Raw genomic sequence first — 23,595 nt, 5'->3', positions numbered from 1 at the left:
TTCTGGCTAATACGACGCCGCGTGAGTTGGAAGGCTGCTTTCAGGCAGCAGCGACCCCTTTTGCCCCGCAAAATTGCGCGACATAGGCGTGATGGGCAGGGAGACCTTGCACCGTACGCGCAACATTGGTGCGGAGCATCTCGAGAAACTTCGAAAGTTCCTCGTCGCTCATTTTCTTCGCCACAGGATGAAAAGCCTGAGGCAGGATGCCTTGGCCGAGCATCACCTGAACCCAGCTGTTCTCGACAAAGAGCTCGTCGTTTTTGCGGAACACGCGCCCGGTTTCGCGGAACAGTTCCATCTTCTGGGTAAGGCTATCGGGAATGTCCATCGTTGCGCATTGACGCCAGAACGCGCTGTCGCGCCTGTCGGTGGCTTTGTAATGCAGGATCAGGAAGTCGCGGACCTGTATCATATCGGTAAGTTGCTGATCATTGAATTCGGCGCTGTCGCGTTCACTCACCTCGCCGGCAGGCATCATACGCAGGAGGCGGATCACTGCACGCTGGATCAAGTGGATGCTCGTCGATTCCAGCGGTTCGAGAAAACCTGAAGACAGCCCGATGGCGATGCAATTGCGATGCCACTGCTTGCGCCTGGCTCCGGTGGTGAACGGGATTGCACGAGGTTCGCTGATCGCCTTGCCTTCGAGGGTCGACATCAGTCGATCATGTGCGGCATCTTTGGACAAGTATCGGCTGCAATAGACGATCCCATTGCCGCCGCGGTGCTGCAATGGAATGCGCCACTGCCATCCCGCATCGTGCGCGATAGCGCGTGTGTAGGGCACGGGAGACGCAGATAATTCCGTCTGCACGGCAATCGCGCTGTCGCACGGCAGGTGATGAGACCAATCATCGTAGCCAACGTGCAGCGCACCTTCGATTAGCAAGCTTCGGAAACCAGTACAGTCGACGAAAATATCGCCTTCCAACCGCTGTCCGTTCTCCAAGCCGATTGCAGCGATATTCCCGCTTTCACCGTCGAGTTCGACGTGCGCAATCTTTCCTTCAACTCTGCTCGCGCCGGCACCTTCGGCAATCCGGCGAAGGAAGGCGGCGAAGGCGGTCGCATTGAGGTGGTAGGCATAGTTCAATCGGTTGTCGGGCAAATGCGCGAACTTTCCGGCATATGCCGCGCACAGTTCGAGGCAATAGTCATCATAACTGTAGTCGTGCCCGCGCAGCAGCCCTTCGCCCCAGAAATGCTGGAATCCAGCCGACCAGTGATCGCGTCCTGTTGAACCGAAAGAATGGAAGTATTTCTCGCCGTCGCGCTTCCAGTTCTCGAACTCGATGCCGAGTTTGAACGTCGCCTGCGTCTCGCGCATGAACTCGGCTTCGTTGATGCCAAGTAGACGGTTGAAGTTGATAAGTGGTGGGATGGTTGCTTCGCCCACTCCGACTGTTCCGATCGCATCGCTTTCGACGAGTGTCAGATCGATCGCATCTCCCATCGTTTTTGCCAGCGCGGCCGCAGTCATCCAGCCTGCGGTGCCGCCGCCAGCCACTACAATGCGCCGGGGCTTATAGTCGCTGCTCATCGATTGAGGGTCCTCAAAAGAAACGCCCGGATCTGACCAGCTGTTCTGGATGTCAGCGGCGACAAGATGCCTCGGGCTTGTTCGGGTATGTGATCTGTCACTTCGGCGGGATTCTCGAACACATAATGATCGAACAACTTCCGCCAGAAATTCCGTTCTTCGCGTGGCAGATCCCGGATGGCGAGAATTGCGTGGTTAAGGGCCTCTTGGGGCTGACCCAGGAACGCGGGCGTATCGCGCCACCAATAATTCACCAGAACATTGAATGGGTCGAGGCCCTCTACATGATGCCACCACATCGAGGGGATGTAGACTGCATCGCCAGGTTCAAGTTCGACGACTTGAGCATGTCTTAAAGCTTCTGCGAACCGAGGATGAGCATCGAAATCGGGCGCGTGAAAATCCACCATGCTGACCGCCCGCCCTGCGGGTGTGTTTTCAAGTGGACCGACGTAGAGGTTCTCAAACTGCTCCGGCGGAAAGATGGTAAAACGTCGCCGACCAACTGCGCAACACGCAAGGTTGCGCGGGAAGTCGTTGTGGGCGGCAATTCTCGTGGCGGTGCCTATCCAAATGCTGTGGAGCGGGTCGCGGTCATCGACTGGCGACAGGTTGTCTTCAACGAGACCGTCGAAAAATAGCTTCATGTCGACCGACGTGAGATAGATCGCAGGAGCGTCCGAGCGACCTTCGTTGTCGTCAAAGCCGCGGAAAATATCAGGTAATTTCCCACGTGCGGTGCGGAAGTTCATCTCGAAATCGTCGTCGTAGAAGAGGCGACCGTCACGCCCAGGTTGTCCGATCGTGACCGTGAACGGTACGGGGCGGGCCCGTTCGAGCAGATATTCCCGCGCCTCGTGTGCAGAGTTCAGCCCGCGCGTTACGAGAGGCCAATCCTTTACCAGCCCTCGCACGACAAATGGCTGCGGGTCGTCGTCAAGCAGCGCCGAAAGCGCGACAGCGTCTGCCACCTCGCGGCTCTCGACGTGCTTCATCTGCGCGAAAATAGAGGGAGCGGCTTCAGCCACGATCCTCCTTTGCATTCTTCCGGACGACCAGTTCGGTCAGGTTGGAGAGAGATGCGACAGCCATGAATATCGGCATCAGATATCCGTCGGCTTGAAGTGCTCCAAGCGCATCGGCGTCCAACGAACGCAGCTTATCTTCATTTATCATGTGGAAGCCGACAAGCGACTGTTTCGATCTGTTTGAAAGAGGCACCTCAAAGACGAACGGTTCGAGCAAGTCATATCGCGCCAGCGCTTCGAAGAAGTGTTTGGACGTTTCATAGCCAGCATGGAGCAAACCAAGCTTTTCCGACATATCATCCAATAAAGGCGTGGCTTGTCCGTGCTCGTCGAAAACCCGCGTTCCTTCCTCGCCGATTGCTATGCGGGGATGGTCCATATCGATGTGAACCTGCGCCTCACCGCCCTCATCCCGACTGCGACCTATGAGAAAAGGGCGGACGGAGATTGATAGCGGGATGTACCGGGCGTCCCAGGCATCCTCGCCAAGGAACAGGTTCTCGCCATTTTCAAAGCCGAAGAGGGCTAAGGCACTGAATTCGCCGTTTTCCGCGTCGCGGCGGAATACTATCGGATAATGCGCCTGAACTTGACGAAACTCCTGAGGAACAACAAGGGCGGCCATGACAGCATCGCCGAGCGCAGTGCCTGCTTCGGTACGCACGCGCAGTTCCGCATGATCGGCAGTGTTCAGAACTTCGTGGCTAGTCATTGTCTGGTCGGTACCCCTCGTGCCGAATTCTTGTCCATTGATGAGCACAGTGCATCGAAATAGGCCCGGTTGGAAGGCAGCGCCGCGCTTAGCGCACGACTACGTTCGGCGACCTTCGCGAACTGTCGTTGTACCTCGCTGCTCGGCGCACTGCTGATGTCCGCTGGCTGCGGGAAGCGCATGCCGTAAAGCACATATTGGTGGCTCGCCGCTGAGAAAATCTCGTCGATCTGTGGGAAGTCGCCGCTGGATGGCGCGTGATCACGCCACAGATCGAGGTGGGCGGCAAGGGAGGAGGGTATGGTAGCGGGATCGCGGTGAGCCTGCCAATATGGTTCCGTGCGGGTACTGAGAACATAGTGGAGTTTGAGAAAGTCCACGATCCGCTCCCAGCGATAACGGAACAGGCTGTTGAAGCGATCGGCGAGCCGGGGGAGCGCTGCGCGGCTTTGCGGATAGCCGTCGGCCAAGGCCTTTAGCGACAATTCGATCAGCACGATGGCCGACGCTTCAAGCGGTTCGATAAACCCTGCCGAAAGACCAATTGCCAAGCAGTTGCCTGCCCAGAATTTGTCACGATAGCCGGTGGAGAACTTGAGACCGCGCGGAGTAAGAGCCGTCTGCTCGGCGCCAGCTATCCTAGAACCGATATAGTTCATCAAAATGGCTTGGGCCTCGTCATCTGAGAGAAAACCAGACGAGTAGACACAGCCCACCCCGCGGCGGGTCGGCAAGCCGATATCCCACAACCAGCCAGCCCGATGCGCAGTGCCGATTGTCTGTGATGCGATCGCGCTATCAGGCACGACGGGGACCTGAACTGCAAGAGCGCGATCGTTGAAAGAAACGTCGGACCGGTCGACCCATCCAATCTCGAGTTCTTCGCCGATCAACTTGCTGGCCATTCCGGTGCAATCGATGAAGAAGTCGCCCTCGATTGCTGAGCCGTTATCAAGCAGCAACCGAGTAAATAGCCCATCTACTGACCGCTCGGTACCCGTCACCTTCCCATGCACATGACGAACGCCAAGCCTCTTTACGCCGTGACTGGCAAGCAACGCGCCGAACTTGCCAGCGTCGAGGTGGTAGCCGTAATTGAGCGCTCCGGCGAAGGGAGGCATAGTTCGCTGCCGGGGGGCGAGGTCGCGGTTGCAGATTGCGGCTTGCGGGCTCACCGCCTCGGCATAGGGTTGCCCGTCATTCTGCATCTTCCAAGCCGTCAGAATGTCCGGCATGGAGCCCGAAAGCGGGGCGGAGAAGGGATGGTAATAGCAGTCGCGCTCGGAGCCATCGACCCATCCGTCGAAGCGGGAGCCTTGCTTGAACGAAGCGTCGCATTCCGTGAGGAACTCGGTCTCATCGATCCCGATAACGGCCAATGTCTCGCGTAGCGTTGGCCAGCTTCCCTCGCCCACACCGACCGTCGGGATGTCCGGCGCTTCGATCAAAGTAATTGCGAGTTCCGGCCGCCTGGCAGCCAGGATGCAAGCGGACAGCCATCCGGCCGTTCCCCCGCCTACAATCACCAGATTAGTAAATTCGCCTGACATCCATCTGGTCCATAACCTTGCTTATCTGCGGTGCCAAAGGAGCCGCACTGCTTGCTGGCAGTGCGGCTCTCCTAACATTCGAATACGAAGGACGTCGCCTCCGCTTTCGATTACCACGTAAAGCGCAGGCCAGCGGTATAGCGGGCGTGGCCCGGAGCGGCAAAGTAAACCGCCTGATCGGCGCGGCGATGACCGCGGCGATCTTCATTGAGCAAGTTGATCGCCTCGCCGAAAATCGTCACGCCATTGCTGAACTCGTAGCTCGCGCTGGCGTCGACTTGACCGTAGGCTTCGACATAGAACGGATCGAAGCCGTATCCGGACAGGAATTCGTCGCGCCAGTTGTAAGCTACGCGGGCCTGGAGGCCACCCTTGTCATAATACAGGACAGCGTTGGCGCTATCCGACACGCCTGTCACAGCGAACTGAGGCTCGGTGTAGCGCAGGGTGTTGTCGTAGTCCGTGTCGCTCTTCACGATCGTATAGTTCAGGATAACGCCGAAGCCCGTCTCCCAGAAGCTATGCTGCACTGCGAATTCGAAACCGTCGAGAGTCGCCGACTGATCGCTGTTGAAGGGCTGGGTCAGTGTAAACACCAGTTCCGGATCGCCAGGCTGGCCCAGCAGACCAACCGGGTCGCCATCGGCGTCGAACGTCACCATTTCTGGATTGTTCGCAGCGGCATAAGCCAGAATTTCAGCAAAGGTAGCGTCGTCGCCCAAAGCTGCGCGAGCTGCTTGAGCAACGGCTCCCTGGCTGGGGTTCGTCAGACCGAAGGCTGTGGTCTGCGTTGTCGCGTTAGCGATGAAGTTGCTGACGCTTTTCCGGAAATAGCCCACGGAAACGTAGCTTGCCGGGGCATAGAACCATTCAGCCGAAAGGTCGATGTTCTTCGATTTGTACGGAAGCAGGTTCGGGTTGCCCGAACCGCCAGTGCTGCCACCATTGGGACGAGCCGGCGAGTTCACGGTCAGCCCGCCATTCAGGCTGGCATAGTCCGGCCGCGTAATCGTATGGCTATATGATGCCCGGAGCACGACATCGTTGATCGGCGATATGTCGAAATCGACGGCAGGCAACCAGTTGTTGTACTTGCCTGCAAACGTGGTGAACCCTGCTGCTCCGCCATCATAGCGAACAGCGATTTCGTTTTCAGACGACTGCTCGGTACCGGTAGGAATGGGAACGAGCGCCGACGACTTCACGTCGGTTGTTTCATACCGCAATCCCAGACGGAGATGCGCTTCGTCCGCCATAAGGTCGAAAGTGTGAAGCGACTGGACGAACGGAGCGAGCGTCTTTTCACGCAGGCGACGATCGACCGAATACTCGGCGAGACATCCCTCCCCAAGTGGAACGCCTACGAACGGATCGGAACAGATACCGATGCTGGATTCGAGCAGATCGATCAGTTGTTCGGTGGCGATATTGTAATAGGTAGGGATGATGTTCGGACTGTCCGCGCCGTTCATCCCTTGAAGGTCTTCTGACGTGCTGCGCGGAGTGAAGAAATCGTCCGGCGTTTCGTCTGCGCTCAGCGTTCCGCCCCAGGTTTCATTCTGGAGGAAGCCGTAAGCCGTGCGAACCTTGTTGTCGGTGAAGGTGACTCCAAAGTCGAGGCTTTCGATGAAGCTGTCGTCGAAGTCATATCCACCACGCAGGGACGCCTCGATGATCCGGTCCTTCATATAGGCATTGCGGAATGCGTTGCCGGAAGGACGAATGTTCGAGGCATCGATCTCCGATCCCGGATACATGTTAACGGAGATCACCGGCAGGTCGGTGGTGAAATCGACAGTCTGGCTCTGCACGCCAAAGATTGATGTGCCCACGGCGACATTGCTGCCGTAAGGGGAGGTCGGCTTCGATTCAGCCGTCGAATAGTGCGCATCCAATACCCACCGCATGCCGCTCGGATGATTCCATTCGAGATTGGTGCCGATTGAATGATTGATGTTGCGGTTGGCCGCCACAGCCCCGGTGATTGCCAGATCTTTTCCGTTATTGCCGACGGCAGGTTCGGGCGGAGCGAAGACTTCCGAATAGAAGTTTGGTCCGGCGACCGGGCCGTCGGTCCAGCTACTGCTGGTTTGATCATGGTTGAACCATACACCGATACTGCTGGTACGCGCATCAATGGTGTTCTGAGAGAATGTATAGTCGAGGGTTGCCGTGAACTGGTCGGATGGCTGGAATTGCAGCACGGCCTGGCCGTTGATGCGTTCACGATCGATGTCGGTGAAGTCGTAAGCTGCGTTCTGCGGGACCTGATAGATATCGTCGCCTTCGGGACGGTTTTCGATGTTATCGAAACGTGGGTCGCCGGGCATCGCGAGAGAGCCCCAGTTTCCTTCGGTGGCGAGATAGCCTTCGCGCCATTCACCGACCGAGAATTGCGACAGGCTCGCCTTGCGGCGCTGATATGAGCCGGTCACCAGAACGCCGATTGTATCGTCTGCAAAGGTCTTGCTGATGATGCCGGAAACTTCCGGAGTGATTTTCGTGTCCTCGAACGTGTAGTCCAGCACACCCTTGACACCGATACTTCCCTGGAAGCCAGGACGGTCCAGAGGACGCGGCGTCTTGATATTTATGACCGAGCCAATCCCGCCGGTTGGCAGGGACGCGCGGCCCGATTTGTAGACTTCCACTCCCGCGACGCCTTCAGATGCGAGGTTCGCGAAATCAAAGGAACGCGATGCCGGTGCAGAGCAGCAATCGCCCAGCGTGGAGGCGGGCATCTGGCGACCATTGAGGAGCACGAGGTTGAAATCCGGTCCGAAACCACGGACGGTCACTCGCGAACCTTCGCCATTTTGACGGTCGATCGAAACACCAGTGATGCGCTGGAGCGATTCAGCCAGGTTCGTATCGGGGAATTTACCGATGTCTTCAGCGCTGATCGCGTCGACCACGCCAACAGCATTGCGCTTGATGTTCATCGCATCTTGCAAGCTGGCGCGAATGCCCGAAACGATGATGACATCGCTATCGTCTTGCAAAATTTCATCCGAAGTTTCGTCGCCAGCGGTCGCATCCTGCGCCATGGCGAGCGGAGCGCTGGCGCCCATTGCGGCAACCGATGCGCCGGCCAGAAATTGGACGAGCGAAGGCTTGCGCTTCAAATTCATGCTGATTCTCCTCCCAATTCGTGCGCATGCCACGCACGAAACACTTTTATGTGAACGTTCACCTATTTGATAACGTTCACTTGGTCAATTCTTCTAGCAAGGCGGCGCTGGAAAAAGGCGCTAATGTTGCAAAGATGTTGCAGCTTTCATGGGATGGAATTTACCCCGATAACGGCTTCAGCTGTTGCCGAAGAGGCAGTGCAAGGTTAGCTGAGCGACGATGTTCGAACCCAAGGCTTTCCGCGACGCATTAGGTAGCTTCGTTACCGGCGTAACGATCGTGACTGCGAGAGACGCGGAAGGGCGGCCTTTCGGCCTGACGGCGAACAGTTTTAATTCGGTGAGCCTCGATCCCCCGATGGTGCTGTGGAGCCTGTCGCTCAAGTCGGGCTCACTGCCGGTATTTCGCGATGCCGAAAGCTGGGCGGTTCACGTTCTTGCCGCAGACCAGCAATCCATGTCAGACCGGTTTGCGCGCCCGGGCGAAGACAAGTTCGCCGGCATGGATAGTGCCGATGGGCCGGAAGGCGCGCCGCTCTTGAATGGCTATGCCGCACGTTTCGGTTGCCGCGCGCGGTTCGAATATGAAGGCGGCGATCATGCGATCTTTCTTGGCGAAGTGGTGGATTTCGACCGGCGTGAGGCCGAACCGCTGATCTATCACGGCGGCCAGTACGGAAGAGTGATGCGTTCGCCGACCGGTGACGATCTGGAGAGGGAAGGCCTGGCCGAAAGGCTGGGTGGTGAGCTTTCCCTTACGACGAGCGGCAAGGAATTGCTCGAGGCTCTCGAAGCCTTGGCGAAGCGCTAGACTCATCGGCTGCACACCGATACCCGTTGCGAAAAGCAACTAGGAAAGATGCAGGCTATGAAAACCCGTATTACTGAAATGTTCGGAATCGAACACCCGATCATCCAGGGCGGGATGCACTACGTTGGCTTGGCAGAGATGGCAGCGGCTGTATCGAACGCCGGTGGGCTCGGCATAATCACGGGTTTGACACAGGGCACGCCCGAAAAGCTCGCCAACGAGATAGCCCGCTGCAAAGACATGACGGACAAGCCCTTCGGTGTGAATCTGACATTTCTCCCCACCGTGAATGCCCCGGATTACCTTGGGCTCGTTCGGGTCATCATCAAGGGCGGCGTAAAAATCGTCGAGACCGCGGGCAACAATCCGCAGCAGGTGCTTCCCTTCTTCAAGGATGCAGGCGTCAAGGTGATCCACAAGTGCACCAGCGTGCGGCATAGCCTCAAGGCACAGTCGATCGGATGCGATGCTGTTTCGGTCGACGGGTTCGAATGCGGTGGTCACCCTGGCGAGGACGACATTCCGAACATGATCCTGCTTCCGCGCGCGGCGGACGAGCTGGAAATTCCTTTCGTGGCCAGTGGCGGCATGGCCGATGCGCGCAGCCTCGTCGCCAGCCTGGCCATGGGTGCCGACGGGATGAACATGGGCACGCGCTTCATCGCGACGAAAGAAGCGCCGGTTCACGAGAATGTAAAAAAGGCGATTGTTGCTGCGAGCGAGCTCGACACGCGCCTCGTCATGCGGCCCTTGCGCAATACCGAGCGGGTGATGACCAACGATGCTGTCGAACGGCTGCTGGAGAAAGAACGGAAGCTGGGCGCAGATCTGAAATTCGAAGACATCATCGAAGAAGTGGCGGGGGTCTACCCGCGCATCATGACTGAAGGAGACATGGACGCTGGCGCGTGGTCATGCGGCATGGTGGCGGGACTGATCGACGATATTCCCACCTGCAAGGAACTGATCGACGGCATCATGGCCGAAGCGGAGAGCCTGATCCGCCAGCGCCTCACTGGCTTGCTGGCCGCCTGAAGGGGAGAACGACGATGCTCGATACAAGCCAGCGCACCGCGTATAACGAAGATCACGAGGCCTTTCGCGATACTGTGCGCAAGGTCTTTGCAGAACACATGACCCCCTATCTCGACCAGCATGAGGAAGAAGGGATTGTTCCCCGCTCAGCATGGAAGGCCTTGGGCGAGGCGGGGATGCTGTGCCCGACCGTCAAGGAAGAGAATGGCGGCCTGGGTCTCGATTTCGGCTTCAATTGTGTGTTGTGCGAGGAGCTGTCCTATCTCGGCAGTTCGGCAGGCTTCACCCTTCAGAACGACATCACCGCCAATTATATCGAACGCCTCGGCACGGATGAACAGCGCGCCAAATATCTGCCTGGCATGGTGTCGGGCGACGTCATTTCCGCAATTGCTATGACTGAACCGGGGGCCGGGAGCGATCTGCAGGGCATTCGAACGACTGCGATCAAGGATGGCAACCATCTGGTCGTCAACGGGTCCAAAACTTACATCACCAACGGGCAGAATGCCGATGTGATCATTGTGGTCGCCAAGACCGATCCCTCGCAGGGCGCGAGGGGCACCACGCTGGTGTTGGTGGACGCTGACACTCCGGGGTTCGAGCGTGGGCGCAATCTCGACAAGATCGGGCAGCATTCTGCGGATACTTCCGAGCTGTTCTTCAACGACTGCCGCGTGCCGATGACCAATATTCTGGGTGGCGAAGGAAGAGGCTTCGTGCACCTGATGGAAGAGCTTCCTCAGGAACGCCTCGGTATTGCCGTCGGAGCGCAGGCGGCTGCACAGCGCGCTTTCGACGAAGCGGTGAAATTCACCAAAGATCGCAAGGCTTTCGGCAAGACCGTGTTCGAATTCCAGAACACCAAATTCGTCCTCGCAGACCTCAAGGCCAAGCTGCAAGTCGGCTGGGCGCATCTCGACTGGGCGATCAGGAAACACCTCGCCGGCGAGCTGACGACGGACGAGGCGAGCGCGGCGAAATTGTGGCATACGGACTTGCAGTGGGAGGCTTGCGACAAGGCGCTGCAACTGCATGGCGGGGCGGGGTACATGAACGAATACGCCATCGCCCGCCTGTGGCGCGATGCGCGCGTGACGCGCATTTTCGGCGGCACGAACGAGATCATGAAGGAAGTGATCAGCCGGTCGATCTGAGGAGCGAAGAGTGGCCGAACCGCTTGATTTCACGGGCAAAACCATTCTCGTCATAGGCGGGTCGAGTGGTATCGGAAATGGCATTGCGCATGGCTTCCTCAGCCGCGGCGGGCATGTCCATGTCACCGGCACACGCGCGGCGGAGGAGTATTCGGCCGAGGAGGGCAGCGATCTTCGCGGGCTCCATTTCCATCGCTTCGACGCCACAAAGCATGTCAATCATACGTATGATTTGAGCCGAACACTGCCCCGAACACTCGATGTGGTGGTCCTGTGTCAGGGTACCGTTCGGTACGGCCGCGAAGAGTTCGAGCGCGAGGGCTGGGACGTGGTGATGGCAGTCAATCTCAATTCGCTGATGGACTGCGCGCGCATGGTGCGGCCCATGCTGGCCGAGCGCGGCGGATCGCTGATCGTCGTGAGTTCGGTGGGCGCCTATCACGCGATGATCGGCAACCCTGCCTATGCCGCGAGCAAGGCCGGTGCGGTGAGCCTGGTCGGCAGCCTGGCGCAGGCGTGGGCTGGCGAGGGCATTCGCGTAAACGGTATCGCGCCCGGCCTGGTGCCCACCAAGCTGACCAAGGTCACCACCGACAATGAGGAGCGGGTAGCAGGTGCCGTCGCGCGGATACCCGCCGGCCGCATGGGCACGCCGCAGGACATGGCTGGCGCAGCGCTGTTTCTCGCCTCGCCGCTGGCAGATTACATCGTCGGCCAGACCATCCGCGTGGATGGCGGCATGACGCTTTCCTGAAAGGAAGAGAGATTATGGAATACGTCAATCTCGGCCCCTCGGGCCTCAAGGTTTCGCGCCTCTGCCTCGGCTGCATGAGCTATGGCGATACCAGCCGCGGCTGGCATGGGGACTGGGTGCTCGATCAGGACCAGTCGCGTCCCTTCATTCGCGAGGCGATGGAAGCCGGGATCAACTTCTTCGACACCGCCAACATGTATTCGCTCGGCGCATCGGAAGAAGTGGTCGGCAAGCTGCTGCCCGAATTTGCCAAGCGGGACGAGATCGTGCTGGCAACCAAGGCCTTCATGCCCTGGCGGCAGGCACCCAATGCCGGCGGCCTGTCCCGCAAGGCGTTGATGCAGGCAATCGACGACAGCCTGACCCGGTTGAACATGGATTACGTCGACCTGTTCCAGATCCACCGCTGGGACAAGGACACGCCGATCGAGGAAACGATGGAGGCGCTCCACGATATCGTGAAGGCGGGCAAGGCCCGTTACATCGGCGCGTCGTCCATGTGGGCATGGCAATTCGCCAAGGCGCAGGAGGTCGCCAGGGCGAATGGCTGGACACGTTTCATCTCCATGCAGAACCACGTCAATCTGCTCTACCGCGAGGAAGAGCGCGAGATGCTGCCGCTATGCGCGGATCAGAGCGTCGGGATCATTCCATGGAGCCCGCTGGCGCGCGGCAAGCTTGCGCGCAGCTGGGACGAGACCACCGTACGCAGCGAAACGGACGGGTTCGGCAAAACGCTCTATCGCCAGCAGGAAGAAGCGGACCGCGCCATCGTGGAGGCCGTGGGTGCAATTGCAGAGGAGCGCGGTGTCTCTCGCGCGACGGTGGCGCTGGCCTGGCATTTCGCCAAGAGCGTGACGGCGCCGATCGTCGGGGCGACCAAGGAGGGACATATCACCGCCGCAGTTGCGGCCATGGACCTGGGCCTGACCGAAGACGAGGTCGCGCGGCTTGAAGCGCCATATCTGCCCAAGAGCCCCGTCGGCGTCGAAACCACGGTCCCGCGCAACTGGTCGCTATCGGTCGCGGACACGTAGGAAGCGTAACCGGCGCAAAGTGTTACAATCGCGCCGAGCGGGTCACAAACCAGTCACATGAGTGCGCCATCGCATCCCCCGACAGGGTGGGATGAAAACCGCGTGCGCACGATCAATATTTTCCTGACCGATCCGATTGCAGGGGAGCTTCCCGATTTCGAGAATGGCGAGATGCGCTATGCATTCGCCCGTCTGTATTCCGATGGCCCGAGACGGCTGGTCGAAGGGCCGGTCTGTGCTTTCGTCGACTGGGTGATGGAAGACCTTTCGGGTCTGGAGATGTGTCGCCGTCTGCGCGGAGACCCGCGTCTCGACGAAGCGCATATCACCATCGTGCTCGAACAGGATGATGCAGACGACAAACGCCGCGCTCTGCGCGCCGGGGCGGACGATTATCTGGTGGGGCCGGTCGATCGCACTATGATTCTGGACCGGGTCATGGCGTTGCAGGGCGGCATCGGGCAGCCGCGGATCAACGAACGGCTGGAACTGGGCGCGCTGCTGGTCGATCTTGCAGCCCTGCAGGCGCGCTGGGCGGGGCAGCCACTGAACCTGCGGCCGAACGAATTCCGCCTGCTGCATTTCTTCGCCCAGCATCCCGACCGCGTGCTGACCCGCACCGATCTGATCGAAGCCCTCGGCAAACAGGAGCCGCCGATCGACGAGCGTACCGTGGATGTCTGGATCGGTCGCCTGCGCCGCGCCCTGCGGATCGTCGGGGCAGGCGAACGGGTGCGCACCGTCCGTTCGCTGGGCTATGTATACGACAGCTACGAATGAAGCGGGCTGGTGAGCGAGGGGCGTGAGGCATTTCCGGAGCGACGACGGGAAGACTGCCCGCCGACTGCGCTTTGAAGAACCAGCTCCGACCGATTAAATTCCAATTGCCACTTTAACGTTCTTACCTGCGCGGCGCACGAAAACGCTGGTCGCCGGACCGATCTGCTGGACGTCAAGGTCAACGCTTGCTTCGCCGCAGGCCAGCCCGTCGAGCGACAGGTTGGACAAAAAGGCGGGCAGGCTCGGCTTGTCGAACCGGACTGCGTCAGGCGCGCAAACGTTCAGCCCGAGCGCAGCCTGGATCATGTACATCGGCGCGCCGCTTGCCCAGGCCTGCGGTGCGCAAGCCACGGGGTAGAGCGTGGGGCCGCGGCCATGGCGGCGACCGAAGCCGCAGAACAGTTCGGGAAAGCGCTGCTGGTCGAAATAGAAGGTCGCTTCGAACAGGGCACCGAAGACCCTGGCTACCGCATCCTGCAAGCCGTAACGCGAAAAACCCGCCGCGATCAGGGCGTTGTCATGCGGCCAGATCGAACCGTTGTGATAACTTATCGGATTGTAACGGCTTTCCCCGCGCGCGAGTGTCCTGATGCCCCAACCGGAGAAGCAATCAGGCTCCAGCAGACGCGCCGCCACCGCTTCCGCGTGACGCTGTGTGGCAATACCGGTCAGGAGAGCATGGCCCGCGTTGGAGGACACGACGCGGCATGGTTGCTTGTCGCCATCGAGCGCAAGGATATAGCATCCAAGCTCCTCATCGGAAAATGTGGCATTGAAGCGCTGCTTCAGATCGGTTGCTTTTGCGCGCCATTCCCTTGCCGCCCCGCGGTCTCCACGGGCCTTCGAGATGTCGGCCATGGCCCGCCAGGCGCCATAGACGTAGGCCTGCATTTCGACGAGCGCGATCGGCCCTTCGGCCAGCCTTCCATCGGCATGAGAGATCGCATCGTGGCTGTCCTTCCAGCCCTGGTTGCGCAAGCCATTCTGGTTTCGACGGCCATATTCGAAGAAGCCGTCACCATCGCGATCGCCTGCATTTTCGATCCATGCGCAAGCTGCTTCGAGGTGGGGCCACAGCGCTTCGATGCTTTCCCTGTCGCCCGTGCGGCGGAAATACTCGCCCGCAAGGAAGATGAACAAGGGGGTGGAATCGACGCTGCCGTAATAATGGCGAAAGGGAACTTCGCCGGTATTGGCCATTTCGTTGAGCCTTGTTTCGTGGAGGATTTTACCTGGCTCTGCATCGGCTGCCGGGTCATCTGCAACTGCCTGCAATTCGGCCAGGCGGAGCAGGGTCCCGCGAGCCAGGGAAGGATCGTACCAGAGCATTTCCAGCGCGGTCACGAGGGAATCCCTCCCGAACAGGGTGCAATACCACGGAATGCCGGCATATGCCGCAGGCCCCTGCGGCGTCTGGGTGGTCAGCGTCGTCACATCTGCGATGCTGCGCGCCATCATCGCATCGAAAGAGGTATTGGAAGAGACGAGCGAGGGACGACCGACCAGCGCATCGCGGCGCCCCCGGCGCAGTGCCCGGTAACCTTCGAGATATGCGCGCGTGGGGTTTTCGTTCTCATCGTCGGTAAAGGCGATCTGGGTGTAGAAAACCTTCCGCTCGCCCGGCGCAAGGCTCACATCGAAACGCACTTTGTGGTCGCTGATGAAGTCCGGCTTGGGAGCGAAACTGATCGCGGTCCGACGCTCGATATCGTCGAGCCCGGTATAACGATATTCGACCCCGTCCGGGGTGCAGCGGGGTTGGGCATGGGTTCCGCGCCGCTCGCGCTTGTCGCCGCGCACTTCGAACATGTCGCGAAAATCCGCACCCAGGGTCAGTTCGATGCTGAAACTGTGCGCACACTGGTCGAAGTTTCGTACCGAAAGCCGTTCGAACGCGCTGCCTTCGTGCAGAAACTTGACCCGCCCGAAATGCAGGACGTCATTGGGGATGCGTTGGCCGGTTCGGTTGGTCAGGCTGGAATTGGTCAGATCGACGATCAGGGCATCGACCCGGTCATCCAGCGCCGATCCCAGAAGCATGGGGTAGGTGCCGCAGATCGTGAGGCGCCAGAAAGAAAGTTGCCGCGTATCGCGAAAGTAGACCCCTTCGGGCGTGGCTTCGGCCCCGACGACGTCGCCATGGGTATCGAATAGCGCAAAGGAATCGCCGTGTTTTACGGCGCGAAGTTCCTGTTCCTGAATCGACGTCGATGATTGCACCTGGTGCTGCCCATCGAGAACGACCGTACCGTTTTCTAACAAGATTTGCCTGCCCTCCTTTTCAATTCAGGCAGCCGTATCCAGCGCAGGCGGCCGCCCTGCGCGGAAGGAACCCTGGCGCAGCGCATCCGGAAAGACATCGACGGTATCGATGGCGCGCAAATTCTGGTGCCTGGCGATCTGCTGTTCGAACATCTGCACGTAATCGTCGGCCATGCGGCGGACCGTGAAGCGTCGTTCGAAATAGTCCCGAACCTTCGCCCGGTCGAAACCGAACACCTCGTCCACGGCTGCAACGGCATCATCCATCGTGTCGACGATCCGGCCGCTCACCTTGTCCTGCATCACTTCGGGCACCGAGCCGTTTCTCCAGGCGATTACGGGCGTGCCGCAGGACATGGCTTCGATCATCACCAGACCGAAGGGTTCGGGCCAGTCGATCGGGAACAGCAGCGCGCCTGCGCCGCCCAGCAATTCCGCCTTCTGCGCTTCGTTCACTTCGCCGATATATTCGATGTTGTCGTGCGCTTCGACCAGAGGGCGGATTTCCGCATCCCAATAGGCCTGGTCCACCGCGTCGATCTTGGCCGCCATCTTGAGCGGCCGACCGCTTCGCACCGCTATCTCGATCGCCCGGTCGGGTCGCTTTTCCGGCGAAATACGACCGAGGAATACCAGATAATCGCCGCCGTCCTTGTCGTAGGGCAGCATCTGGTCCGGGAGACCGTGATAGACGGTGTCGATCCAGTTTACCGGGGGCATCGGCATACGCTGGTTCTGCGAGATGGAAACGAGAGGAACCTGCGAGAATGTACGATAGCAGGTCTGCAGGTCGGGAATATCCAGCCGCCCATGCAACGTCGTGACCGTCGGCGTCTCCCAGGTGAGGATGGCGGGATAGTGAAACAGGTCGATGTGAAAATGCACGATGTCGAAATCGCTGAGCCGCCGCCGCACGCGCTCCACCATGCTTAGATGATGCGGCACGAGGTTCTGCGCGCCGTCGACCAGCCTGAGCGCCTGAGGAACGCACGGCACCAGCTCGGCGCTGGTCCGGGAATCGCCCGAGGCGAAAAGGGTGACGTCATGCCCCATGCTGACCAGTTCTTCGGTCAGGAAGTGCACGATCCTTTCGGTTCCACCGTATAATTTTGGAGGGCAACTTTCCGCAAGCGGAGCGATTTGGGCTATGCGCATGAAGACCCTTTCAAAGCGTCACAGTCCAAACGGAAATTCCGGCATTCCAGCTCGCGGCTGCCGGCTTTTAGCGATAGAAGGGGCGGCCGGTGCGACGGAAGGAATAATGCAGCGGTTCGCTGTTACGCAGTGTCCCGAAGAGGCGGTTTTCAATTCAGGCGCGGAATGGGGTGGTGCGGATTAGTCCTCGTCCGTTCGGCCACGTAAGTGCCGGTCGAACCAGGCCAACAATTCGTGACTGATATCGCGGACATTGGCCGGCGAATTGGCAAGCGAATGGTTCTCTCCCCAATAGCGCAGAAGTCTCGCCGGTCTGCCCCGGCGGTGCAGGAGTGAATAGAGCGTCTCCGCCTGGGTGAGAGGCGCTCGAACATCGAGCTCGCCATGAATGATCAGAAGCGGTGTGACGATTTGATCGACATGGGTCAGCGGGGAATTGCGGTGGTAAAGTGCCGGGTCCGTGCCGGGGTCCACTTTGAAATTGAGACCGCTTTCGTAAATACCCTGGTTGAAGGCCATGTCCTGTTCGGCCCCCCGCCATCCGCGGGCAGTGGGATCGAACGAGGCCGCGGCGGTCGCCAGATCGCTCGCCCCCGACAGGGAGGCCTCAGCAGCGAAGCGATCGGTCTGGGCGACGAGCGCATTGACGGTGAAGCCACCGTAGCTGTGCCCGAAAACCCCGGCGCGTGCCGCGTCGGTGATGCCCAGCTCGATCAGCTTGTCGAGCGCGGGAAGGACGCCTCCCGGTATTGCGGCGAAGGATTCGTTCGGAGCGTCGCCCCGCGGGATCGGGATGGACGGAATGACGACCACAAAGCCTTGCCCCGCATAGAGATCGAGATTGTAGAAGCCCGGCATTTGCGGATCGAGGAAATAGTCATCCACCCCGCTCGGCGAGTGACGCCCATAGACCCAGAAGAGAGTGGGGTAGCTTCTTGCCGGATCGTAATCCGGCGGAAACAGCACGGCCATCTTCTGTGCGCTGCCGTTTGCGTGCGTATAGTCGATCATCCGCCGCTCTCCCCGTTCCACTGCGGCGAGATGCGTGTTGCGCTCCATCAGGTTGGCCGGTGTCCCAGCCCATGGGACGAAGCGAACGACGCTGCCCACCTGGCTGTGTTGGGCGACCACCAGACCCGTGCAATCATGATCGAGGATCCGGGTGGCGGGATCGAGCGAAACGGCGGCGTCGAGAGGCCCGGCGATCGTCCACAGGGTGTATCTCGCGACATCGCCTTCATAACGCATGACAAGTTCTGCCGGCCCCGTGCACCCGGCAACGTCGATGGGAGGCCAGCGGACGAACTGACCTTGGTCGGACGCGTAGCGAACGTGGCTGTCGCCAGCTTTTGCGACGAGCGATCCATCGGCGAGCTGCCTCGGTGAACTCAGGCCAGCGAGGCCGGACGAAAACGCGAGTTCTTTTCCCTCGGCTACATCTATGCTTCGCCAGCGCCCCTCGCCGCCGGCCTTCGCTGCCTTGACCAGGAGCTTGCCGTCCCCTGACCAGAAAGCATAATCGCCCGGTCCGCGTTGCGGATAAAGCGGGCCCGCATCTTCGCCCGGCGCCATGGCTTCCAACGTGCCGGCTTCCGCATCCAGAGCCCATAGTTCTGCAGCATTGCGCGAGGTATCGCCTCTTGCTCTGAGCGTGAGATAGCGCGAATCCGGAGACCAGGAGCCAAGATCGACTGGAAAGCTCGCTTCGGCCGGCAGTGAAATCTCGGTAAGTTTAACATCGCCCTGCAGGTTTGCGACGAGCAACGTATTTTCGATCTCCCAAGTAGCGAAGTTCAATCTGGGCGAAGCCAGCAAATGCTGCGGGATGGCGCGGCGCGGAGCAAGTACAGCGGCCCGTGCCCCATCGGGTGAAAGCGCAATGGTCAACGCGCCGAACATTGGGAACGCCGGCACCCACCCGAGCGTCGTCTGCGACCCGTCTGCCACATCGAATAAGACCAGCTCGGCGCGATATTCCGTGGGGTTCTCGCCTGGGCTGTCAGACCGCGAAACGGTCGCAACTTCGCCGGCGCGGATTTCGGCGCCTGCGCGCGCCGCTTCGCGGTGATACCTGGCGTAACGGTCTACGAAAGCTGAATTTTCGCCCTCGGGCATAAGGATCGCGAGCAGCCGGGTTTCGTCGAGCCAGACGAAAGGTGCATTTTCATCATTGGCGCGGCATTGTTCAGGAGAGCTTTTTCGAGCGGCACGCAGATCGACTTCATTCAGCGGGCCCCCGTAACGCGTCTGCGTCATGATAGCTCTTTCACTTAGGCGGCGCGGAGTTTTCGACCCGCGATCCCAAACGTAAAGCCGCGCATTGTCACCACCCCGGGGTTCGTTGCCCTGAGGTGCCGTGGACAACATGGCGAGGTAGTTTCCATCGGCATTCCAGTGGGGGCACCAATACGCCGCAGCGTCCGGCTGGCCATTCGTGAGGCGCCGAAGAGCCGTACCGTCGCGTTGCACAAGCCATATGTCGTTGCGCGACGGGTCGATCTCGTATGAGTTGCGACCATACACTTCGTCCGGCGCTGCTGGGCGGGGCATCGCGATCGCGATTTCGCCGGAAGTTGGCGAAATATCTGCACCGTCGACGGTCTGTATCGCCAGCACGTCATCAATCGTGAGTGGACGCGAGTGGGCAGTACCTGCAGTGCACAAGGCGACGAGAAAGAGCGAGGACCAAGAGATCGCCCTTGGCAAGATATTTGACCATCGAATCAACGGAATAGCTCCCTTGGGGGTACGCTAAGCGCAAGGAGCCGATCCGTAAACGGCTGCGAGGGACATGGACGGTTCCGCAGAGGCGTATCCAACGATTTGAAAGTCGTGCCTTCTGCCAATCGCCAATTGGAAGAGACCAGACCACAGTTGGCACCGGTTTTTCTCGGCAGCATCACCTGTACATGCTCGCGTCAATCTTTTTATAGCCGCCGGCATGAGCGCCGCTATTTTCTTTACCGTCATCCTCGCCGCCGCGCTTCACGCCGCTTGGAACGCGATGGTGAAGAGTGGGAAGGACAAATATCTCGGCACCGCGGCCGTCGTCATCGGGCAGGCGGTATTTGCGATACCGACGCTCTTCTTCGTGCCGGCGCCGGACCCTTCCAGCTACACGCTGATACTGGCGGGGATCAGCCTGCATCTGGGTTATGAGTTCTTTCTGATGGCGTCTTACGATGCCGGCGATCTGACGCAGGTCTATCCGCTGGCGCGGGGGAGCGCGCCATTGATCGTGGCGCTGGTTTCGGTGGCGTTGCTGGGTGTCAGCCTGCAGCCGGTCGAGCTGGGCGCCATCGCGCTGATCGGCCTCGGCATCATGTCCATCGCGCTGGTCGGAAAGAGGGACGGGCTGCATGATCGCAAGGCCGCCGTGCTGGCGCTGACGACCGGCTGTTTCATCGCGTCCTATTCCCTGATCGACGGACTGGGTGCGCGCGAGGCGGGGACGGCGCTGGGCTATTACGGCTGGCTGACCATCGGAAATGCGCTGGCGTTCGGTGCCATTACTGCAGTGGTGCGGCCCTCGGCGTTGAAGTGGATCCCGCGTCAGGGGTTGCGGCTGACGCTGATCGGCGGGGGCGCATCCTATGCGGCATACGCGCTGGTCGTCTGGTCGTTTACGCAGGCGCCCATCGCACTCGTCACCGCATTGCGCGAAACTTCGATCGTCTTTGCTCTACTGATCGGCGTGTTCGTACTCAGAGAAAAGCTCAGCCTGGCGAAAGTCGTTTCCACCATGATCGTGCTGGCCGGCGTGTTGATGACCCGGCTAGGACGTTCGACTTGAGGATGACGAGGGGCCGCCAGAAAGCGGCCCCCGGCCTAGTCTTCGCAGAAGCTTAGAATTCAGCCGATAGCGAGACTGCGAAGTTGCGGCCCACGCGGTAGCTGTTGTTCTCGATCCGGGCGTCGCCGGCCGTCTGGTATTCGAAATGATCGCGTCCCGTCAGGTTGCGCGCTTCGAGTTTCAGTTCCAGCTCGGCGCCTGCCAGCTGGAAACCCTGCCGAGCGACGAGGTCGATCGTCAGGCCCGGGTCTTCGATGATGTCCGGACGCGAGAGGGTGCTGCGGCTGATCACGCGCTTGCTGCCGTAATTGAACAGGACGGTAAGCTGGCTGACGCGGTCGAGGTCCTCGAGGCCGAGCTGCACATTGGCGATGTGATCCGACTGGCCGGTCAGCGCCGTGCCGTCTTCGAAGAAGTTCGACGCCGGCTGAAGCCCGCCAAGTTCTGGGATGTTGACGAGATCGCCATCCTGAACACTGATGTCGGATTTGGTGTAGGTGTAGTTGGCGATGGCGACGAAGCGCTTGCTGTCCCACCATTCGCCGAGGTCGTAGAGGTCCTTGTTCCACTGCAACTCGACTTCGGCACCGTAGAGCTTGGCCGACGGGGCGTTGGCGAAGCGGCTGACGACCGCGTTGTCGTTGAAGCTCGAGAAGATTTCGATCGGGTTTTCGATATCCTTGTAGAAGCCTGCCACGCTGGCCCGGCTGTTCGATCCCCAATAATGCTCGAGGCGGGCTTCGTAATTGGTCAGGCGGCTGTCGATCAGGCCGGGGTTACCGGTGAATTGCCGGTTCGTTTCCGGATCGTAATAGGTTTGCAGGATCAGTTCGCGGAACTGCGGGCGGGCAATGGTCTTGGACGCGTTGAGGCGCAGCTGGACGCTATCCATCACTTCCCATGTCAGCGTGGCGCCAGGGAGGAAGTAATCGTTGTTCAGCAGGGTGGCATTGGCCGAGCCGTTCGGACGCCCGTCGAGCCCGAGCGGTACCACTTCCTGCGTGGCGTCTTCGTAGCGGATGCCAATGTCGAGCGACAGGGCATCGGATTGCGTCAGATTGGCCTGCACATACCCCGCCTTGATCTCCAGCCCGGCGGAAAAGGCCGGGTCCGATGCGGTCGTGTCGATGATCTGATAGCCGAAGGGGCCGATGCCGCCAGCAGCCTGCGCCGCCGTATCGTAACCGAGATTGATCAGGGCATCGCCAAGCAGGTTGTCGGGTCGGAATGCGCCGAAAACGAGCGGATAGGCGCCCGTGGCGCGGATATCGAATTCCCGGCGGCGCGAGAGGCGAGTCGTGTCGGTATAGGCGCCGCCAACCGTCAGCGTAACCCAGTCGGCGAACTGATAGCTGAGATCGAGACCGCCGTAATAGAGATCTTCAGTCAGATCGGAAAAGGCCACCGTGGTGCGCCCGCGCTGACCGCCGTTCTGGAGGTTCAGATAGATTTCGTCGAGCTGGGTCGTGGGCGTAAGGTCGCGGGTATAGACGAATTCCCATTCATTGGGCGCTTCGCGCTGCGTTTGCGCATAACCGGCCCGCAGATCGACCGAGAGATCGCCGAATTCGAGTTCACCGACAAACTGTGTGTCGAACAGCTGGCGTTCGTACCAGCCGGTATTCTGGAACAGGTCGTCATCATCATCGGTCAGATCGTTGATCTGTGCCAGCGATGCGCGCTTGAGCGAGTCCCGGATAAAGAGATTGGTCAGGCGGAACCGGTGTTCGCCCACCTCGAGACCGAGGCCGAGCATCGCATTTGCGAGGATGCGCTGGTCGGTCTGGAACTGCGTGCCGTCCTGATCGAGATCGAGCGCGCCGTTCACCGCGACCTGGCGGGTGATGAAGCGGTTGCGCCATTTGTTGCTGAGCGAGGCGGTGGCGATGATGCCGAAACGTCCGTCGGCAAAAACGTCGAAGCTCGTGCCTGCCGTGATGCCTGCCGACCAGTTGACCGGCAGTTCATCGGTGCTCTGGAGGAGGATCTGATTGGGATCGCCCAGTTCGAGCAGGATCGCCTGCTGATCGACCTGCGGGTCGGTGATCTGGAGGCCGCTGTTAAGGAAGGACTGCAGGTTGGGACCAGGTTCGCGGCGACCGTCGTCGAAGCCGAACCAGTCGTAATCCGAGCCGTAATAGCTGTATCCGGTCCCGAATGTGGTTTCGGTGTCGCCGGAGATGCCCGCGCTGACCTTGACGAAGCTTTCGTCCGGTACCGCGCGGGTCGTGAGGTTGATCACGCCGCCCCCGAATTCGCCCGGGAAGTTGGCCGAGTAGGTTTTCTGCACGAGGCTGGACGCGATGACGCTGGTCGGGAAGATGTCGAGCGGGACGACACGGCTCAGCGGCTGCGGTGAGGGCAGGGGAAGACCATTGAGCAGGGCGAGCGAATAACGATCGCCAAGGCCGCGAACGAAGACGAGACCGTTCCCCACGGTGGAAAGACCTGTCACGCGGGTAAGGGCGCCCGCAATGTCGCCTTCGCCGGAGCGGGCGATGCTGGCACTGTCGAGCACGGACACGACCTGCGAGGACGCGCGGGTGACGTCTTGCCGGCGGCGTCCGGTAACAACGATAGAGCCACCGGGCACCGAAATATCGGGTTCTTCGAACTCTTCTTCCTGCGGCGTGTTGTCGATGCCCTGTGCCTGCTGTGCCTGAAGGGCATCGGTAGCGGCATCTTCATCTGCGGGTACGCCTTCGGCACCGGTGCCGACACCCGCATCCTGAGCGAATGCCGCTGCGGGCAGGGTGAGCGCGGTGGTGAACAGGAGCAGCGCAGTAAGCTGCTTGCCGGTCGACATGGTTCGAGACCCCCTCATATTCAGGCCTTTGAAACTGGAGT

At 60.0% G+C, this 23,595-nt stretch carries 16 protein-coding genes; 7 read left to right on the top strand and 9 right to left on the bottom strand.

Annotation, left to right across the window (positions count from 1 at the left end):
• Nucleotides 1-40 precede the first annotated feature (40 nt).
• From KYK83_RS08525 to KYK83_RS08505, 5 genes are all read right to left on the bottom strand, one after another.
• Complete coding sequence (locus tag KYK83_RS08525; protein WP_222827912.1) at nt 41-1,543, bottom strand: tryptophan halogenase family protein; 1,503 nt, start codon at nt 1,541-1,543, stop codon at nt 41-43.
• Nucleotides 1,540-2,571 (bottom strand): cupin-like domain-containing protein, encoded by a 1,032-nt coding sequence (locus KYK83_RS08520; RefSeq protein WP_346729440.1) that lies wholly within the window; start codon nt 2,569-2,571, stop codon nt 1,540-1,542. The genes KYK83_RS08525 and KYK83_RS08520 overlap by 4 nt, the downstream gene beginning before the upstream one ends.
• Nucleotides 2,564-3,283: a SapC family protein gene (locus KYK83_RS08515; RefSeq protein WP_222827996.1), complete on the bottom strand. Its 720-nt coding sequence runs from the start codon at nt 3,281-3,283 to the stop codon at nt 2,564-2,566. The genes KYK83_RS08520 and KYK83_RS08515 overlap by 8 nt, the downstream gene beginning before the upstream one ends.
• Nucleotides 3,280-4,833, bottom strand: coding sequence for a tryptophan halogenase family protein (locus KYK83_RS08510; protein ID WP_222827911.1), 1,554 nt, complete (start codon nt 4,831-4,833; stop codon nt 3,280-3,282). The genes KYK83_RS08515 and KYK83_RS08510 overlap by 4 nt, the downstream gene beginning before the upstream one ends.
• A 110-nt stretch (nt 4,834-4,943) precedes the next feature.
• Complete coding sequence (locus KYK83_RS08505) at nt 4,944-7,964, bottom strand: TonB-dependent receptor (protein WP_222827910.1); 3,021 nt, start codon at nt 7,962-7,964, stop codon at nt 4,944-4,946.
• A gap of 220 nt (nt 7,965-8,184) precedes the next feature.
• On the opposite strand from KYK83_RS08505, the gene KYK83_RS08500 reads away from it, so the two are divergent.
• The 6 genes from KYK83_RS08500 (at nt 8,185) to KYK83_RS08475 (ending at nt 13,538) form a co-directional block, all read left to right on the top strand.
• Complete coding sequence (locus KYK83_RS08500; RefSeq protein WP_222827909.1) at nt 8,185-8,775, top strand: flavin reductase family protein; 591 nt, start codon at nt 8,185-8,187, stop codon at nt 8,773-8,775.
• Between the two features lie 57 nt (nt 8,776-8,832).
• Entirely contained in the window at nt 8,833-9,810 is a 978-nt protein-coding gene (locus tag KYK83_RS08495) for an NAD(P)H-dependent flavin oxidoreductase (RefSeq protein ID WP_283249931.1), read from the top strand.
• A 14-nt stretch (nt 9,811-9,824) separates the two neighbouring features.
• Nucleotides 9,825-10,967 carry an acyl-CoA dehydrogenase family protein gene (locus tag KYK83_RS08490; protein ID WP_222827907.1) on the top strand — a complete coding sequence of 381 codons (1,143 nt, stop codon included), beginning with the start codon at nt 9,825-9,827 and terminating at the stop codon, nt 10,965-10,967.
• A gap of 10 nt (nt 10,968-10,977) precedes the next feature.
• On the top strand, nt 10,978-11,721 hold the full coding sequence (locus KYK83_RS08485) for an SDR family NAD(P)-dependent oxidoreductase (protein WP_222827906.1): 744 nt from the start codon (nt 10,978-10,980) through the stop codon (nt 11,719-11,721).
• Between the two features lie 14 nt (nt 11,722-11,735).
• Nucleotides 11,736-12,758 (top strand): aldo/keto reductase, encoded by a 1,023-nt coding sequence (locus tag KYK83_RS08480; RefSeq protein WP_222827905.1) that lies wholly within the window; start codon nt 11,736-11,738, stop codon nt 12,756-12,758.
• Nucleotides 12,759-12,860: 102 nt separating this feature from the next.
• Nucleotides 12,861-13,538 carry a response regulator transcription factor gene (locus KYK83_RS08475; RefSeq protein WP_222827994.1) on the top strand — a complete coding sequence of 226 codons (678 nt, stop codon included), beginning with the start codon at nt 12,861-12,863 and terminating at the stop codon, nt 13,536-13,538.
• A gap of 93 nt (nt 13,539-13,631) precedes the next feature.
• On the opposite strand, the gene KYK83_RS08470 is transcribed toward KYK83_RS08475, so the two are convergent.
• The 3 genes from KYK83_RS08470 to KYK83_RS08460 form a co-directional block, all read right to left on the bottom strand.
• Complete coding sequence (locus KYK83_RS08470; protein ID WP_222827904.1) at nt 13,632-15,800, bottom strand: amylo-alpha-1,6-glucosidase; 2,169 nt, start codon at nt 15,798-15,800, stop codon at nt 13,632-13,634.
• 24 nt (nt 15,801-15,824) lie between these two features.
• Nucleotides 15,825-16,955 (bottom strand): glycosyltransferase family 4 protein, encoded by a 1,131-nt coding sequence (locus KYK83_RS08465; protein ID WP_222827903.1) that lies wholly within the window; start codon nt 16,953-16,955, stop codon nt 15,825-15,827.
• A gap of 180 nt (nt 16,956-17,135) precedes the next feature.
• The gene (locus KYK83_RS08460) at nt 17,136-19,571 is read right to left on the bottom strand and encodes a S9 family peptidase (RefSeq protein WP_222827902.1); all 2,436 of its coding nucleotides are present in this window, start codon (nt 19,569-19,571) and stop codon (nt 17,136-17,138) included.
• Between the two features lie 325 nt (nt 19,572-19,896).
• Here KYK83_RS08460 and KYK83_RS08455 point away from each other — a divergent pair, with 325 nt between their 5' ends.
• Nucleotides 19,897-20,748 (top strand): DMT family transporter, encoded by an 852-nt coding sequence (locus KYK83_RS08455; RefSeq protein ID WP_222827901.1) that lies wholly within the window; start codon nt 19,897-19,899, stop codon nt 20,746-20,748.
• Nucleotides 20,749-20,800: 52 nt separating this feature from the next.
• Here KYK83_RS08455 and KYK83_RS08450 read toward each other — a convergent pair whose 3' ends face one another.
• Nucleotides 20,801-23,554, bottom strand: a complete 2,754-nt coding sequence (locus tag KYK83_RS08450) for a TonB-dependent receptor domain-containing protein (RefSeq protein WP_222827900.1) — start codon at nt 23,552-23,554, stop codon at nt 20,801-20,803.
• Nucleotides 23,555-23,595 lie beyond the last annotated feature (41 nt).

This window comes from Qipengyuania pacifica (genome assembly GCF_019857205.1).
GTDB lineage: Bacteria > Pseudomonadota > Alphaproteobacteria > Sphingomonadales > Sphingomonadaceae > Qipengyuania > Qipengyuania pacifica.
This window is presented reverse-complemented; position numbering and strand designations above follow the sequence as displayed.

What these genes read in the sequence shown, in the direction of transcription:
- KYK83_RS08525 (WP_222827912.1), bottom strand. Translation starts at nt 1,543, where the DNA reads ATGAGCAGCGACTATAAGCCCCGGCGCATTGTAGTGGCTGGCGGCGGC.
- KYK83_RS08515 (WP_222827996.1), bottom strand. Translation starts at nt 3,283, where the DNA reads ATGACTAGCCACGAAGTTCTGAACACTGCCGATCATGCGGAACTGCGC.
- KYK83_RS08510 (WP_222827911.1), bottom strand. Translation starts at nt 4,833, where the DNA reads ATGTCAGGCGAATTTACTAATCTGGTGATTGTAGGCGGGGGAACGGCC.
- KYK83_RS08505 (WP_222827910.1), bottom strand. Translation starts at nt 7,964, where the DNA reads ATGAATTTGAAGCGCAAGCCTTCGCTCGTCCAATTTCTGGCCGGCGCA.
- KYK83_RS08500 (WP_222827909.1), top strand. Translation starts at nt 8,185, where the DNA reads ATGTTCGAACCCAAGGCTTTCCGCGACGCATTAGGTAGCTTCGTTACC.
- KYK83_RS08495 (WP_283249931.1), top strand. Translation starts at nt 8,833, where the DNA reads ATGAAAACCCGTATTACTGAAATGTTCGGAATCGAACACCCGATCATC.
- KYK83_RS08490 (WP_222827907.1), top strand. Translation starts at nt 9,825, where the DNA reads ATGCTCGATACAAGCCAGCGCACCGCGTATAACGAAGATCACGAGGCC.
- KYK83_RS08480 (WP_222827905.1), top strand. Translation starts at nt 11,736, where the DNA reads ATGGAATACGTCAATCTCGGCCCCTCGGGCCTCAAGGTTTCGCGCCTC.
- KYK83_RS08465 (WP_222827903.1), bottom strand. Translation starts at nt 16,955, where the DNA reads ATGCGCATAGCCCAAATCGCTCCGCTTGCGGAAAGTTGCCCTCCAAAA.
- KYK83_RS08455 (WP_222827901.1), top strand. Translation starts at nt 19,897, where the DNA reads ATGAGCGCCGCTATTTTCTTTACCGTCATCCTCGCCGCCGCGCTTCAC.
- KYK83_RS08450 (WP_222827900.1), bottom strand. Translation starts at nt 23,554, where the DNA reads ATGTCGACCGGCAAGCAGCTTACTGCGCTGCTCCTGTTCACCACCGCG.